Consider the following 15193-nt stretch of genomic DNA (forward strand, 5'->3'; position numbering starts at 1 on the left):
AGTCCTGGTTGTTGGTAAAAATTTGCTTAATGTCCATTTGTGTGTCCTTGGTGTGAAAACGTCATCTATATAGCTGCTAAATAAACAGGTCCTACCATTTTTTGTTTAAAAAGGAAGACTAGCTCAAGTGATCTGGAGTACGAGTGGGTGGCTGGGAAAGTAAAAGTACAAGTTAAAAAGGGTGTACTACAGCATCCGTCAGAAAGGGTTCCTAGCATCCTTGAGTTGCTTGTGTTTCTCTCCCCATTTTTCGAGTTGCTGAATGATGGGCTTCAATTCGTAGCCAATGGGTGTCAGCTCATACTCCACGCGTGGCGGAACTTCCGCATAGACAGTTCGCGTGACCATTTGATCTTCCTCTAATTTTCGTAGTTGTAGCGTCAGCATCCGTTCGCTGATGTTGGGCAACCGTTTTCTGAGTTCGCTAAATCTTAGCTTACCATTGATTAACCAGGAACAGATGACCAGTGCCCATTGTCCGCCAATAATGTTGGCGGCATACACCTCCGGGCATTCCTCCGCCAAGGCAGTTTTATTCGCAAAATTGGTTGAAGCTTCTTTAATCTTGGTCATTACTTACATTTTTTATAGTGTCTCACAATGGGGTGTTGATGTATATACTTAAATGAGTTACTCTTTACTTTGCCAGAGTACTTTAAAACAAGCCTGTAATGAAAGCACTAGTGATCGTTATTCATCCAAATCTTAAAAAATCACTTGTCAATAAGCGATGGATTGAAGAGCTGAATAAATTTCCTGAACAATATGTAGTTCATTCGTTGTATGAAAGATATCCGGATGAGAAAATTGACGTTGAGGCCGAACAGAAAATGCTGGAACACTATGATAAAATCATATTCCAGTTTCCCTATTACTGGTTTAATTCTCCTCCATTTTTTAAAAAATGGCTGGATGAAGTTTTGACGCATGGCTGGGCCTATGGAAGTAAAAGCGGGTTTAAAGTTTCGGGTAAGAAAATAGCACTAGCCATCTCCTTAGGGGGTGACGAGCACGAATTCGCTCCGGGTGAGCGGTACAAATATACACTAGAAGAGCTAACCCGTCCGTTCGAGTTGACTTTTGAATACGTAAAAGCCGACTATCAGCCGCTTTTTGCTTACTTCGGCATCGAGCATAATACCTCGGTGGAATGGGTCGAGAGAAGCGTGCCTCTGTACATGGATTTTTTAAATCGTTTTTAAATTAGTTACACGGTTGTTGGTGTTGTTCTCAAACACTAACAACCGTATAATTGTAACTATCATAAGTGGTGTGTAAAAGGTATGTTTTAATGTACTGATCATATTCTATATAACGTATTAAATTATTGAAAATGAGTGGGAATTAGTGGTGAGAATTTAGTTGTTGGAAAATTGATTTAGACTAAAATGTATTACAGAATTTCAGTTTACTGATTTCAATTAAGATTATTGATTGAACTGATAGATAACTAGTAATTACTGAAGAAAATAATAGTTTCGTTTCTCGTTATTACTCTTCCAGATAAACGAACGACTTGATGTAACAAAGACTTAAAAAGTAGCCACATTAGATTATACTAATCATTGAAAATTCCAACACTTACTGAGTAGATTCCCGGCTGTCTGAAACCGGAATCAGCACGGGTTGCTGTCGGCAGGACTTCGTGTGCCAAAGAAAGACTACTAAGCCGTTTCAATTGCTGAAGCGGACACTTCCAAAGTTGAACAAAACGGGTAGAATCCATTGAAAAGTGGTACAGAAAGTCGGTAGTTACTATACTACCTGAAAAAATATAGGCAAGCATCCGCGTGCAATCCCAAAGAAAACGTTGCTATTGAAGTAATTAAACGGACTTTTGTATCTGTTCAGTCCAACGCTTTTCATAAGTATATTTCCAATGGTCTGGATAAATCCAAAACCTGCAAGCCCTGATAGTACGGGTTGCTAAAGGAATGTTTTTGCATGTACCATTGTATCCGTTATCATTTTTCTATGTTTCGATTAGCCTTTTTCGGTATTCTTTCACTCGGTGTTACCAAGGCAATAGCCCAGTCGTATCGCTTCGATTTTGGGGCGGGCCCGGTGGCTCGTGGTTATACGAAAGTGACGCCTGAAATGCAGTATACGCCCGAGCGGGGGTACGGATTCCTGCCGGGCTCTCCGGTACAGGGTTTATACGCCGTTCGCTACATACGCGATTACGTGACGAGTACGCAGCCCTTCTTTTTCTCCGTAAAGCTTCCCGAGGGTACGTATGACGTGAAACTTTTGCTGGGGGATGAAAAAGACGTCTCGTACACCACAGTCAAGGCAGAAAACCGGCGGCTAATGCTGGAAAAAGTAGAAACCAAACCCCGAAAATTCGTTTGGAAAACGTTTACGGTGAATATCCGTACCGCCCGAATCACGGATACCGATTCGGTACGACTGAAACCGCGTGAAAAAGATTACTTCCAGTGGGATGACCAGCTTACGTTTGAATTTACGGATGTTTTGCCGAAAGTAGCCGCTCTGGAAATTCGCCCGAATACGAAAGCAAGGACGATTTACTTGGCCGGAAATTCTACGGTAGTCGATCAGGCCCAGGAACCCTACGCCGCCTGGGGCCAGATGATTCCCCGCTTTTTCAAGCCTGAAAAGATCGTCGTGGCCAATCACGCTGAATCGGGGGAGTCCCTACGAAGTTTTCTGGCGGAAAAGCGACTGGCGAAAATCCTGAGCCTAATCAAACCTAATGATTATCTGTTCATTGAGTTTGCTCATAATGATCAGAAACAGAGTGATTTACAGCCCTTTGTAGGGTATAAGGACTTGCTCAAACAGTACATCAAGGCGGTTCGGGAAAAGGGAGCAAAACCCGTGTTGGTTACATCCATGCATCGGCGAAACTTTGACCAACAAGGGCGTATCATCAATACGCTCGGCGATTTTCCCGAGGCCATGCGACAAACGGCAAAGGAAGAAAACGTACCCTTGATCGACCTGAATGCGATGAGCAAAACCCTCTGGGAAGCACTGGGACCGCAGGATTCGGAGAAAGCTTTTGTCCACGTAGCAGCGGGGACCTTGCCCGGCGTGACGAAGGATATTCACGACAATACGCACTTTAGTAATTACGGAGCGTATCTGCTGGTTCAGTGTGTCATCAGTGGTATTAAAGCGGCCCAACTGGATATTGCCAGTGAGCTGACGGAGGATACCCCGGCGTTTGATCCGGCTCGACCCACCTCCTATGAACGGTGGAAATTCCCAGCCAGTCCTTTCATTAAAAATGTGAAACCAGATGGGAATTAAGAGGGCTAACAGGCTTTTCAGCCAATGCTCATACGGAGACATCTTTCTGGGCTAGAGAAAAATGAATGTCGTACCTGCGGAAGGTTGCAAACCTACGGGACGAAACGCAGCTCAACGGATTCTTGCATTACGTATGCAACCAATACCTAATGACCTATAACCTAATACGATGACTTCACTTAAACGGCTTTGCTTACTATTCCTGGTCGCCATCGTTGCTCTGGCTGCCCGGCCTACGGTCAAACCGACCCTGTATCTGATTGGTGATTCGACCGTAAAAAATGGGTCCGATAAGGGCGATAAAGGCCTTTGGGGCTGGGGCCATTTCCTGCCTGAGTTCTTTGATACGACTCGTATCCACATCGAAAATCACGCCATTGGCGGACGTTCCAGCCGAACCTTTCATACCGAAGGTCGCTGGGAGAAAATTCTGGCCCGCCTGCAACCCGGCGATTACGTGCTGATGCAGTTCGGTCATAACGATGCCGGAGCTTTGGATGATACGGCCCGGGCTCGTGGTACCATTCGGGGCATTGGTGAGGAAACCAAAGACATTTACAATCCCATTCAAAAACGCCCCGAAACGGTTCATACCTATGGCTGGTACATGAAAAAGTACATTACCGAGGCTCAGGCGAAAGGAGCTATTCCGGTGGTGCTCTCGCTGGTACCCCGAAACGTCTGGAAGGAGGGCAAAGTAGCCCGAGGATCGCAGGATTACGGCCTTTGGGCGAAACAGGTAGCCGAGCAAACGGGGGCCAAATTTATCGATCTCAACGAAATCGTAGCGAAGCAGTACGAAGCAATCGGGCAGGAGCGGGTCACAAAAGAGCATTTTACCGAAGTCGACCATACCCACACCTCACTCGCCGGAGCGAGACTCAACGCCGCTGCGGTCGTAGAAGGGGTACGGGCCACCAAAGGATTAAAACTGACCCGATATCTGATCAAAAAATAAGTCAGGCTAGAAGGGATACCTGATGGAGTGCCCGTCTTACTCTAAACGCAGTTGATTGTATGAAGCTAAAATTCCTTCCCATTCTGGGCGTATTTCTTTTCAGTACGGGCCTCCAGGCTCAGAAGCTTTCCAAGACGAAAGATATTCTGGAGCCGATGCAGCGGGCCAATGCCTATTTTATGAAAAAATGGCCGGATACGGGCAAAGAAATTGTAACTAATATTGCTCGTCCCAGTAACATTTGGACCCGGGCCGTGTACTACGAAGGGCTACTGGCTCTGCACGACATTGATCATAAGAAAGAGTACCTGGATTATGCCTACAGTTGGGGCGAATCGCATAAATGGGGGCTTCGCGGTGGCATCAAAACCCGCAATGCCGATAACCAGTGTTGCGGCCAGACGTACTTGGCTTTGTATGAAATGAATCCTCAGAAAACGGAGTGCATACGCGACATCAAAGCCAGCATTGACAGTATGATGGCCACGTCGAAAGTAAGCGACTGGACCTGGATTGACGCCATTCAGATGGCTATGCCCGTATTTGCCAAGCTGGGACAACTCACCAAGAATCCGGCCTACTACGAGCGGATGCATGAAATGTATAAGCACTCCAAAGAGGTAGAAGGCGGCAAAGGTCTGTACAATCCGCAGGATAAACTCTGGTGGCGGGATAAGGATTTCGTACCGCCCTACCAAGAACCCAACGGTGAAGATTGCTACTGGTCGCGGGGTAATGGCTGGGTTGTAGCCGCTCTGGTACGCGTACTGCAAATCATTCCGAAAGACGCTCCACATCGGCAGGAATACCAAACCATGCTGGTCGATATGCTCAGTGCACTGGCTCCCATTCAGCGGACGGACGGCTTCTGGAATGCTAGCTTACACGACCCGAATCACTACGGTGGAAAAGAAGCTACGGGTACTTCGTTGTTCGTGTACGGTATGGCCTGGGGCATTAATCAGGGTATTATTCCGGCTAAAACCTACCGACCTATCGTCGTGAAAGCCTGGAATGCTCTCATCAAAGAATCGGTACAACCCAATGGGTTTCTGGGTTACGTGCAGGGAACGGGGAAAGAACCGAAGGATGGTCAGCCTGTAACAGTCAGCAGCGTACCCGATTTTGAGGATTATGGACTAGGCTGTTTCCTGCTGGCGGGAAGTGAAGTGTATAAGATGAAGTGAGGTTGATGGTTGTTGGTTAGTTGTTGTTTATATCAGCGATCCTTCTCGTCGTAATTAATACTAAAGCAAAAGCCCCGATTTTGGTCGGGGCTTTTGCTTTGGTATGTTTTATCTTTTTAGGAAAGCAGATCCGGGCGTCGTTGCTGGGTGCGTTCGACGGCCTGTTCGTGTCGCCAATCCTGGATTTTGGCGTCGTGACCGGAGAGCAGGATATCCGGAACTTTATGTCCTTCCCACTCCGACGGCCGCGTATACACGGGCGGAGCGAGCAGATTATCCTGAAATGAATCCGTCAGAGCCGAAGTTTCGTCTCCCAGTACGCCGGGCAGCAAGCGAATAATCGCATCCGAAATAACCGAGGCAGCGAGTTCTCCGCCCGACAGTACGTAATCGCCGATACTGATTTCCTTCGTCACGAAAATCTCCCGCAGCCGTTCGTCGATGCCTTTATAATGACCGCAAAGGATGATCAGATTTTCGGCCATGGAAAGCGTGTTCGCCGTTTTCTGATTAAAACGTTCACCGTCCGGAGCGGTATAAATGATTTCGTCGTAGGTGCGTTCGGCCTGGAGCTTGCGAAGCAACTGAGCAATCGGCTCGATCATCAGTACCATGCCGGCACCGCCCCCAAAGGGGTAATCGTCAATCTGTTTGTACTTACCAATGCCGTAATCATGCAGGTTATGAATGTGAACTTCCACGTGGCCTTTGTCCTGAGCCCGTTTGACAATCGAGTTCTGGAAAAAACTATCCAACAATTCAGGTACGGCACTAATGATATCCAAACGCATGACAGAATAAATAAAACCGTTCGAGCACAGAGCCCGAACCGTATGAAACTAAAATCAATAACGATCAATTCCTGGGGCTACGCTTCTTCGTCCGCGTCATCCCGTTCTTCCGAATCTTTGGCTTCGCTCATGTATATATCGAGTAAGCCTTCGGGAAGCGTAACACTCAGGGTTTTGGCCTCGTGATCGGCCTCACCGATGATTTCGTCGATGACGGGAATCAGTACTTCCTTGCCTTCATAATCCATCACCATCAAGTCCTGGAGCGAGAAGCTGGCAAATTCGCGTACGGTTCCTAGGGGCCCCACGTTAGTATCAACCACTTGGTAACCAATCACATCGTGGAAGTAAAACTGATCGTCGTCCAGCTCCGGCAGGTTATCCAACGTCAGCCAGAGTTTGGCTCCTACCAGCGGCGTCGCTTTCTCAATGGAAGTTATATCTTCAAATCTGGCAATGATTTTGTTCGACTGAATATTGAGGTCTTCAATAAAGTACGGAATCAGTTGCCCTTTGACTTCGAGTAGCACGCTATCGAGGTCTTCGTATTCAAACGGATCATCTACTTCAAAAAGTAGCTGCACTTCGCCTTTCAGGCCGTGCACTTTCGTAATCCGTCCTAATTCATAACAATCTTCTTTGTTCATAGCAGTAGCGGTGGGCCGTAGCTCGTTGCTGACAGCCGTTAAAAATAGGAGGGAATCTCCGAATCAATCGCCTAAAAATGAAGCAAGTCCGCCGGGAGACCCGCCAGACTTGCCAAAAATCGTTACTCGGAAAGAGCTTATTCAGCTGCTTCAGTAGTCGTAGCTTCACCTTCAGCTGCAGGAGCTTCTTCAGCAGCAGCCTCTTCAGCGGGAGCTTCTTCTACAACCGGAGCATTTTTCTTCGCTAAAGCTTCTGCACGAGCGGCATTTACTTTAGATTCTGCGTCCAGACGAGCTTTTTTGTCATCAGCTTTTTTACCAGCAATACCTTCCGTAGCTGCAGTTACCTGAGCATCTTTCGTTTGCTTCCAGCTGGCAAATTTTTCATCAGCTTGTTCCTGAGAAATGGCTCCTTTGTTCACACCCACTTGAAGGTGTTTTTTCAGCATCAGACCTTTGTACGACAGAATCGCACGAGCAGTATCCGTAGGCTGAGCACCATTCAGCAACCATTTTACTGCACTTGTTTCGTTCAGAACGATGGTAGCAGGTTGGGTGTTAGGATCGTAAGTTCCCAGTTTCTCGATGAAACGACCGTCACGAGGAGCACGAGCGTCAGCAACAACGACATCGTACATAGCATGTTTCTTGCGACCGCGACGGGCTAAGCGAATTTTAACCATTGTAGTTGGGTTTGTGGGGGAACCCGTCCCCCGGTTTCCGAATTGGAATGCAAAGGTACGGAATAGTTTTTAATAATTGAGTTTTGAGTTTAGGGTTTTCTGTTTAGAGTTTTCAGTTTTCAATTTCCAGTTTTCTGTTAGGATAAACCCGGTAACATAAGCGGGACGGGTTGTCTCTAGCATTTGCTACGGACGCAAACGTTGGTAGGCTGTACCTACCTGGGCTGGCCAAGTCCCCGCATTGCATACGGGGCTAATGACATGGAACCCCTCCGGGGTTGTCGGGTCTGGTAGCAAAGAAGTAGCTCTTTCGGATTTGCAATCTGGAATAGCGAGTAGACCTGCAGGGCTATCTAATCTTAAATAAAAAAAGAAAGGGTTTTAAGCCGGTTTTCCAGCCTAAAACCCTTTCTATGATATGTTAAGAAAATTCAAACCGCAACTACCCAAAACTGAAAACCGTAAACTCTAAACGGAGAACTCCCCTAATTTCCCGGGTAATTTTTCCAGTTGTTTAGCGGTAAAATCCGTAACTCTACGCGGCGGTTGCGTTGCATCCCTGCGTTGGGCTTGTCATTCGGAGCGACGGGCCGGAATTCACCGTACCATTCGATCGTCACCCGGCTGGGATCTTTCAAACCGTAACGGGTCAGGTATTTTTTAACAGCCTGCGTACGTCTTCTCGACAGCTTCATATTATACGAATCCGATGCCCGGCGGTCGGTGTGACCTACCACAACCACGCGGCATTCCGTGGCGTTGTTGAGGTACGAAATGACGTCGTCCAGCAGGCGTTTGGCTTCGGGCTGAATCGTGGCCTGATCGGTTCTGAACTCAACGTTACCGAAAATCTGTGTACAGGTTTCTTTCGGCGTTTTAGCATCTACGAAGGGTTGCAGGAGTTGTTGCAAATTCATCGCTACGCCCGAACCCGACACGATACTGTTTGGCGGCGTATTGGGTTCCTGATCGTATAAATCTGCTACGCCATCGCCGTCGGAATCCGTATACAAACGCGGATCCACTTCACCGGGCATAATTGCTTTAACCCGAGCCAGAGCGGTATCAACCGTTGGGTTGTAAGGAGCCGGAATCAGGTCTTTTGGATCCGTCCAGCGGAGATGATACATTTCTCCTTTCTTCGTGGAGTATTTGCCCTGATCGCTTACTTGGGAAGCCCGCTTGCCAAACTTATACGTGATCTCAAAAGCCAACGTACCGTATTTATCATACGCCGACTCACCGCGACGGAAGGAGTTATTCCCATTGGGCGAAGCGTAAATTTCGCTGGGCAATGAGTTATCGTAGCCGCCCAGGGTCATATCCAGCTTTTCGGTGAAGGTATGATTCAGCATATAATGAATGCCGATATCCAGTCGGTTGGACCATTCGTACAAGACCCGAATGCCCGTAGGAATGACCAGATCACGGGTATACTTCGATCCACTGCCCGTCCAGCCGCCCGCGGTGGTCGAGCTAAAGGGTCCATTCGAGAAACGTACCAGTTCTTTCGCAGCATACGTTTTGCGTTCCCCCAGCGAGTTTTCGTATTCAAAATTCCGGATGGAATAAACCTTGGTACGGTAATACATATACCCGACGCCCGCAATAAAATCCACCTTCAGTCGGCGTAATTTCTTAGTACCAAAAACCAGAGACTTCAGGTTAAGGTCGGCGTTCAGGCCAGCCTGCATAATGTCCGAAAAGAAGTAACTCGGTCCGTAGGAGAGACCCGCCGAAGGATTAAGCGGATCGATGTAGACGAATCGGTCCTTGCTACCACTGAGTTGACCAAAACCAAAATTGGCCGAAACCCCGAGTAAATGCGTCAGTTGTTTGTTGACCGAAAGCCCACCGAAAAAGGGCGTTTTTTCCCCCGGACCCGTCGAGAAAAAGTTACCCGTTTGTAAATCTCCGTAGAATTTGCTGATGCCCCCGTGAGCGGTTACCGACCACGTATGCATTTTATTGAACCCCTCGTACGAACGACGCAACCGTTTGCTTTCGGCTTCAGCCAGTACTTTCTGCTGGTTCTGTTCCTCCAGCGTCATCGGAGTTTGATATTTTTTATCAGGAGTTTGGGCCCAGAGCGACCCTAAACTTATGCTAACGAGAAAGATAGACAGAAGGCTTCGTTTCATAGGTACAGTGCGTAGAAAGCAATTCCGGTTGATAGAATGCTTTAGCTCAGAAGTTTTCAGCGTAGTGGTTAAACAGTTCTGATTTTTCCGTGAAGAAAACCAAAAAAGGCGTACGAAGGCGACCTTTCGTGGGAAATTAAAACTGAAAACAGCCGATAGAAATAAAAACAAGCCGATAAGCCGGGTTCTGTCATTTTCACTGGCGAACCAGTAAAAAGTCTTATCATTTATCTAGAACGGCAGTCGCCTGCCGTCTCTAACGACCTACCCACCAGCACCGGACGAGCAGCCCTTCGGTCCTTGCGGACACCGCTGGTTTATTTGGTCTTTCAGCCCGTGAGGTTTACCCTGCCTCAGAAGTCACCTCCTGAGCGGTAGGCTCTTACCCTACCTTTTCACCCTTACTTTCCCCGAAGGAAAGCGGTATCTTTTCTGTGGTACTGGCTGTCAGCCAACCGTCGCCAGTTGACTGCCTACCCGTTAGGTAGCACGGTGCTCTACGCTGCCCGGACTTTCCTCTTCCTGCTTACACCGGAAGCGATAAGATGGCTTGCTTGCCGCAAAGGTACGGGGAGTTTTGCGTTTTCGGTTTTGCGTTTTGCGTTTTAGCCTTCAGCGAGTACTCGGTTTTCAGCTAAATGAAGGGCATTCCTGCGGGGTTATTCGTTCATGATTAGTAGTTATTCATAAGGATATAGGGTGCCAAATCCTCAAAAATATAAACTACTACTATTGCGATTATTCCCTACCAATACTAATCAGGACGAGCAAACGAACAACTGTAAACCAGCAACGAACAACGGAAAACTTCCTACAGTCCATCCACGTGCAAATTCACTCTCCCCTTGGCAAAAACTACGGCGTAAATCGAACCGGGGGTCAGGTAAACCTGATCGGGAGTAATCGCATCAATTTTCCCAGATAAGGTGACACCCTTCGTAATTTGTCGATTTGTCAATAGAGCCTGTAGTTGCTTTTTCGCTTCGTCAATGGGTTCGCCAACCGGGAAGGTCAGGGCCGATTGCAGCGACTTGCGTAGCTTACTCTGCAAAACCCAGTTGGCGGTTTTGACCAGAAAACTCCGCGTGTCCAAATCATAATCCAGGTCTTTCAACGTAACCGACTTGGTGACGGGATCGTAATACGGTACGCCTTTGAAGTAAATATATCCGTCAAGGCTGCCTTTCAGTCCGGCCCGTATTGCCAGCGTGTTCGCGTCGCCGTATAGCTTGATGGACGTTACTTCCACCGCATACTTTCCGTAATTGAATTTCTGTCCCACCACCGTATCGGCTACCATTCGTTCGGCTTCGGCGTGCGAGAGATCGCTGACCAGTCCGATTTTAAATTCATTCGAGGGGGCCGCACCAAGCTTTAAATCTGGTACCTGATTGACTGCGTTTACGACGGGTTTATCTCCAAAGGCCGTTTCCGTATAGGTCTGAAAACCAATGGTTGACTGAATTGTTTTCCCTACCGTACGGAAGGGAGCCATTTGGATGGCCACGGGCGTTATTTTCAGCCAGGTATGGTACTGCTCCGATACCTGATACGGTTGCAACGCCGCATTCCAGGCCTGAACGACGTATTTCTTGATTTCGACGTTTTTAGCTACGGCATCGTCCACACCTTTTTCCAGCGTGGATTTCTTCGAATCCAGAGCTTTGCCGACAATCCCCGCGACAGGAATGGAAACGGGTCCCAGTTTGAGTACCGGCTTCGTTACCCAGTCGTAGCCTTCGAGTTTAGTCGTGGTATGAGCTTCCCAGTTGGGGGCAATCGAGAATCGGGTGGAGAGTCGTACATCCAAAGCAAAATCCAGTTCCCGTTCCGTTGAAAGCCCAAGCAGACTGTATCGGGCCCGAATCCAGATTTTCAGGGGAACCTTCAAATTCAGCGAACTTTCATTGTTGACGCTGGCTCCCGGCGTAACCACAATGGTACCACGTTTCCAGACCCGAACCATCATGTCGTCCTGATCTTCGTAACTCATATCTTCATAGATCAAGTCCGTAAGATTGACATTGATCTGACGTTCGACTTCTGAAAGAGAGATTTCAACCGGAAGGTTGATGGTTGATAGGTACCGACGACTTTCCACTTGTTTTTTCGTGTAGAGATACGATTCCTTAGGGGCTGACGGATTGCTGGATATGGAACCTTTCGGCCGACAGCCCTCCAATGAAATCAAGAATACAAAACCAACTGCCGCCCAAAAACTACGGGAAAAGGGAATACGGCACAAATAATCAGGCATTTCAGTTTGAAGTTTACAGTTTTCTGTTTTCAGTAATAGATTCCGTCGGAGTATAGGAGTCAAATGTTATAGTGAAACTTTATGCCTTGCTGGTATTGTGGTGAAAATTACCCCAGTTGAGACGTATGTAAAGGGAATAGTAACTGAAAACGGTAAACCCAAGACTGAAAACTTACTTAATTTTCACCCGCGTTGCTCCGTAGCCAAATTTTTCCTTCTGAGCGTCCGCGAAGAAAGCGACGTGTGGATGCCTGCCCAGTTTGCGGTGGATTTCCGTACGCAGCGTACCGTTCCCAACACCGTGAATGAAAATGATTTCATCCAGTCCGTGGGCAATGGCGTTTTCCAGAGCCGTATTGAATGTCTTGAGTTGAAGTTCCAGCATCTCACTGGTATCCATCGCCAGAAAATGCCGCGTGAGCTTCTCAATATGCAGATCCACCGTAGTTTCGGGTTTCTCTACGACCGGCTTTGGCTCCTCCACTTTTCGCTCTGTCAGGCTTTCCTTGATTTTTTCCGGTTGAATCGCTTCATCGTCTACCTGAAACAGATGCCCGACCTGATCGAGTACGGGAATGCGTTGTTTGGTTTTGAAAAACGAATTGGCTCGGAAGCGAATTTTCTTTTCCAGGGGTGGACGTACATTCCGGAAGGCCAGTCGGGAGAATAAAGCCTGAACGGTGAATACGCCCCAGTTTTCAAAGTCTTTGACTTGCCAGTCACCCGTTTTTTGACTGCTACGGGCTTTTAATAAGCCCGATCCTAGACTTTTAAAATGCGGCTCTGACCCATTAATGAGCGAAAAGGGTACGTCCCAGTCAGTATTATTAATGATGTACATCGACAGTTCCCGATCGTTAACCGGAACAAAAGCCAGATACAAGCCCTGATTGGCAAACACCTCCGAAGAGGAGGGAGCTTTGGGCGTTTCGCTGGCGGGTACAGCCCGAAAACGATTCTTCTCCTCGGGTGAAATCAGTGAAACTTCCCGCCGTTGCACCGGAATACGAAACCCAGCCTCAATTTCTACTTCTACTAAATCACCGGGTAAAAATTTGGTGATAATGCCCTCTTCACGGCCGTGTACCAGCCGAACGCGGTCTCCAATATTCATACAAACTAGTTCAGATATACGAGCAAAGGTAGAGTAAAGCGGACAAGGCTGCCTCATCCATTTTAAAAAGCTCACCTGACTAAAACCTACCATGAGGTAACAAAATTCACGGAATCGAGTAGTTTTACCCGGGAAAGCATGGATAGTAGTTCAAAAAAGGCTTATTTTGAGTCTCCAATCCAGATTATTCATGCGAACGCTTTTCCTACTGACGCTTACCGGACTGTTAGTATTGAGCCGGGAAGTGGAGGCCCAAACGCATGAATCCGCTATCACGAAAGCTCGTACGGAGTTGGCGGCTCTTCCCCAAAGTCCATCAGGTACCAATTATTCTCCCCAAGCACTCGAGCTGTACGATAAGCTGACCAATCTGTACATCGCCTACGCCGATAGTTACGATGGCCGGGATCGTACCCTGGATTCAGCCCAGTACTTCGTCAATCATTATTTAGAAACGGCTCAGGCTCTGCAAATCGAACTGGCGGAGGCAGATGCCCTGACGCTGAAGGGAAAGGTGGCTCACCTCAGGATGCAATACCGGGAGTCTTATGTGGCGAATTATCAGGCGTATCATATTTATTCTCAGTATCCCGTGGAGCGATGCCGCTATCTGTTTGAATGCCTGAAACGCATGGGCCGGATTCAGTATAACACGCTGGAAGATTATGAAAAAGCAATGGGCTACTTCATGGTCGGGGAAAAAATTGCTAAAACACAGGAGGATCGATCGTTTATGCTTCGGCAGATTGGCCTGTGTTATCTGAAGCTGAAAAACTATTCGCAGGCCCGACAATACCTGTATAAATCACTCGCTTTAGCTCAGAAATCTACCTATGAAAGGGCAATGACTTTGAATTTTCTGGGTGAAAGCTACATTAAGTCTGGCGATACGACACGGGGCGAAGCCTTGATTCAGCGGGCGATTCGACTGGATAGCAGTACCGTAACTCGTTCGGCCGGGCATTTATTGTTAGCGAAGCTGAACCTGGATCGTAAAGAGACGGAGCAAATCATTATGAATGCCCAGTTGGCCCTTCGATACGCTTCTTTAGAAAACAATAATCTATCGGATCGGGCGGAAGCCTGGCAATATCTTTATGAAGCGTACAAGCAGCGAGGAGATTACGCGAAAGCATTAACGTATTACGAACGGTACAAAGCAACGGCCGATAGTTTGCCCAAAAGCAAGGGTATGCAGGATTACTACCAGATTATGGTAGAACTGGAACGCGATAAGCTGGCCGAGAAAGAGGAGGAGGCCAATTTCCAACGAAAATACAAACTCTGGATTACGATAATAGCCGGATTACTATTACTCATTGGGGCAGGATTGGTGTGGCTCAATCAGTCGGTACGACGGAAGCAGCGAAAAATTGAGGCACAGAACAGAGAAATTGAACAGTTAAACGAAACCCTGGAAATCCGAGTACAGGAGCGTACGGCCGAATTACAGAAAGCCAACCGGGAGTTAGTACAGAAAAACCGGGAGATTTCGGAAGCCTTGCTGATTGGGCAGACGATGGAACGTAAACGCGTAGCGGCGGAATTACACGACAACCTGGGTGGGTTATTGGCAGCGGCACGCATGACGATCCAAGCCCTGAATCCAGAACATTTGAGTTCGCAGGAAAAGGTCATTTACGACGATGTTCTGGCCATGATGAAACACGCGTACGAAGAAATTCGGTTCATCTCCCATAACATGCTACCCGTCGAACTCGAAAAGTACGGCTTGGAAGCAGGGTTAAAACGACTGGTACTTATTATGAATAACAGTCGTAGTCAAACCCAGTTTACGCTGCGGGTAAGTGGGTTGGAGGAACGGCTTTCGCAGGACGTTGAATTCAATGTGTATAACATCTGTCTGGAGCTATGCAATAACATCCTAAAACACGCCAAAGCTCTGTTAGCGGAGATCGTTGTGGAGAAAAAGGAGGATACTTTACGGGTTACGGTGACCGACGATGGTGTTGGTTTTGAGGTAGATCAGTTGCCGGAGGGGATGGGCCTACGGAACATCCGCGAACGGGCCGAAGCCATTGGCGGAACCCTGGAAATGCATTCCGCTCCTCAAAAAGGAACCCGCGTTGTTCTGGCAGTAACCGTGTGAGCGTCACGAAAATAACTTGACTTTACCGG

12 protein-coding genes and 1 other RNA gene are annotated in these 15193 nt (G+C 47.7%); 5 read left to right on the plus strand and 8 right to left on the minus strand.

Annotated features, from left to right (window positions below; all coding sequences use genetic code 11):
• Positions 1 to 198: 198 nt before the first annotated feature.
• Positions 199 to 573, minus strand: coding sequence for a winged helix-turn-helix transcriptional regulator (locus ACOJTG_RS21140; RefSeq protein WP_420155636.1), 375 nt, complete (start codon positions 571 to 573; stop codon positions 199 to 201).
• Between the two features lie 98 nt (positions 574 to 671).
• On the opposite strand from ACOJTG_RS21140, the gene ACOJTG_RS21145 reads away from it, so the two are divergent.
• The 4 genes from ACOJTG_RS21145 to ACOJTG_RS21160 all read left to right on the plus strand — a co-directional run bounded on the left by ACOJTG_RS21145 (position 672) and on the right by ACOJTG_RS21160 (position 5421).
• Entirely contained in the window at positions 672 to 1202 is a 531-nt protein-coding gene (locus tag ACOJTG_RS21145; protein WP_420155637.1) for an NAD(P)H-dependent oxidoreductase, read from the plus strand.
• A gap of 772 nt (positions 1203 to 1974) precedes the next feature.
• Complete coding sequence (locus ACOJTG_RS21150) at positions 1975 to 3276, plus strand: rhamnogalacturonan acetylesterase (protein ID WP_420155638.1); 1302 nt, start codon at positions 1975 to 1977, stop codon at positions 3274 to 3276.
• Positions 3277 to 3445: 169 nt separating this feature from the next.
• A complete protein-coding gene (locus ACOJTG_RS21155) occupies positions 3446 to 4234 on the plus strand; it encodes a rhamnogalacturonan acetylesterase (RefSeq protein WP_420155639.1) in 789 nt (262 codons plus the stop codon).
• A gap of 59 nt (positions 4235 to 4293) precedes the next feature.
• Positions 4294 to 5421, plus strand: a complete 1128-nt coding sequence (locus tag ACOJTG_RS21160; RefSeq protein ID WP_420155640.1) for a glycoside hydrolase family 88 protein — start codon at positions 4294 to 4296, stop codon at positions 5419 to 5421.
• Between the two features lie 116 nt (positions 5422 to 5537).
• Here the strand turns inward: ACOJTG_RS21160 and trmD are convergent, their stop codons facing one another.
• From trmD to ACOJTG_RS21195, 7 genes are all read right to left on the minus strand, one after another.
• Entirely contained in the window at positions 5538 to 6212 is a 675-nt protein-coding gene (gene trmD / locus ACOJTG_RS21165; protein ID WP_420155641.1) for a tRNA (guanosine(37)-N1)-methyltransferase TrmD, read from the minus strand.
• Positions 6213 to 6289: 77 nt separating this feature from the next.
• On the minus strand, positions 6290 to 6859 hold the full coding sequence (gene rimM, locus ACOJTG_RS21170; protein WP_420155642.1) for a ribosome maturation factor RimM: 570 nt from the start codon (positions 6857 to 6859) through the stop codon (positions 6290 to 6292).
• 137 nt (positions 6860 to 6996) lie between these two features.
• Positions 6997 to 7542: a 30S ribosomal protein S16 gene (locus ACOJTG_RS21175; protein WP_094812991.1), complete on the minus strand. Its 546-nt coding sequence runs from the start codon at positions 7540 to 7542 to the stop codon at positions 6997 to 6999.
• Positions 7543 to 8027: 485 nt separating this feature from the next.
• Entirely contained in the window at positions 8028 to 9683 is a 1656-nt protein-coding gene (locus ACOJTG_RS21180) for an OmpA family protein (protein ID WP_420155643.1), read from the minus strand.
• 160 nt (positions 9684 to 9843) lie between these two features.
• Positions 9844 to 10240: RNase P RNA component class A (rnpB, locus tag ACOJTG_RS21185), an RNA gene on the minus strand.
• 254 nt (positions 10241 to 10494) lie between these two features.
• Positions 10495 to 11940, minus strand: coding sequence for a DUF4403 family protein (locus ACOJTG_RS21190; RefSeq protein ID WP_420155644.1), 1446 nt, complete (start codon positions 11938 to 11940; stop codon positions 10495 to 10497).
• A 172-nt stretch (positions 11941 to 12112) separates the two neighbouring features.
• The gene (locus ACOJTG_RS21195) at positions 12113 to 13054 is read right to left on the minus strand and encodes a Smr/MutS family protein (RefSeq protein WP_420155645.1); all 942 of its coding nucleotides are present in this window, start codon (positions 13052 to 13054) and stop codon (positions 12113 to 12115) included.
• 190 nt (positions 13055 to 13244) lie between these two features.
• Here ACOJTG_RS21195 and ACOJTG_RS21200 point away from each other — a divergent pair, with 190 nt between their 5' ends.
• A complete protein-coding gene (locus tag ACOJTG_RS21200) occupies positions 13245 to 15164 on the plus strand; it encodes a tetratricopeptide repeat-containing sensor histidine kinase (protein WP_420155646.1) in 1920 nt (639 codons plus the stop codon).
• Positions 15165 to 15193: the final 29 nt, after the last annotated feature.

Origin of the sequence: Siphonobacter sp. (assembly GCF_048595215.1) — a bacterium.
GTDB lineage: Bacteria > Bacteroidota > Bacteroidia > Cytophagales > Spirosomataceae > Siphonobacter.

Excerpts from the sequence above, each read along its gene's own strand:
- ACOJTG_RS21140 (WP_420155636.1), bottom strand. The coding sequence starts at position 573 with ATGACCAAGATTAAAGAAGCTTCAACCAATTTTGCGAATAAAACTGCC.
- ACOJTG_RS21145 (WP_420155637.1), top strand. The coding sequence starts at position 672 with ATGAAAGCACTAGTGATCGTTATTCATCCAAATCTTAAAAAATCACTT.
- ACOJTG_RS21150 (WP_420155638.1), top strand. The coding sequence starts at position 1,975 with ATGTTTCGATTAGCCTTTTTCGGTATTCTTTCACTCGGTGTTACCAAG.
- ACOJTG_RS21155 (WP_420155639.1), top strand. The coding sequence starts at position 3,446 with ATGACTTCACTTAAACGGCTTTGCTTACTATTCCTGGTCGCCATCGTT.
- ACOJTG_RS21160 (WP_420155640.1), top strand. The coding sequence starts at position 4,294 with ATGAAGCTAAAATTCCTTCCCATTCTGGGCGTATTTCTTTTCAGTACG.
- trmD (WP_420155641.1), bottom strand. The coding sequence starts at position 6,212 with ATGCGTTTGGATATCATTAGTGCCGTACCTGAATTGTTGGATAGTTTT.
- rimM (WP_420155642.1), bottom strand. The coding sequence starts at position 6,859 with ATGAACAAAGAAGATTGTTATGAATTAGGACGGATTACGAAAGTGCAC.
- ACOJTG_RS21175 (WP_094812991.1), bottom strand. The coding sequence starts at position 7,542 with ATGGTTAAAATTCGCTTAGCCCGTCGCGGTCGCAAGAAACATGCTATG.
- ACOJTG_RS21180 (WP_420155643.1), bottom strand. The coding sequence starts at position 9,683 with ATGAAACGAAGCCTTCTGTCTATCTTTCTCGTTAGCATAAGTTTAGGG.
- ACOJTG_RS21190 (WP_420155644.1), bottom strand. The coding sequence starts at position 11,940 with ATGCCTGATTATTTGTGCCGTATTCCCTTTTCCCGTAGTTTTTGGGCG.
- ACOJTG_RS21195 (WP_420155645.1), bottom strand. The coding sequence starts at position 13,054 with ATGAATATTGGAGACCGCGTTCGGCTGGTACACGGCCGTGAAGAGGGC.
- ACOJTG_RS21200 (WP_420155646.1), top strand. The coding sequence starts at position 13,245 with ATGCGAACGCTTTTCCTACTGACGCTTACCGGACTGTTAGTATTGAGC.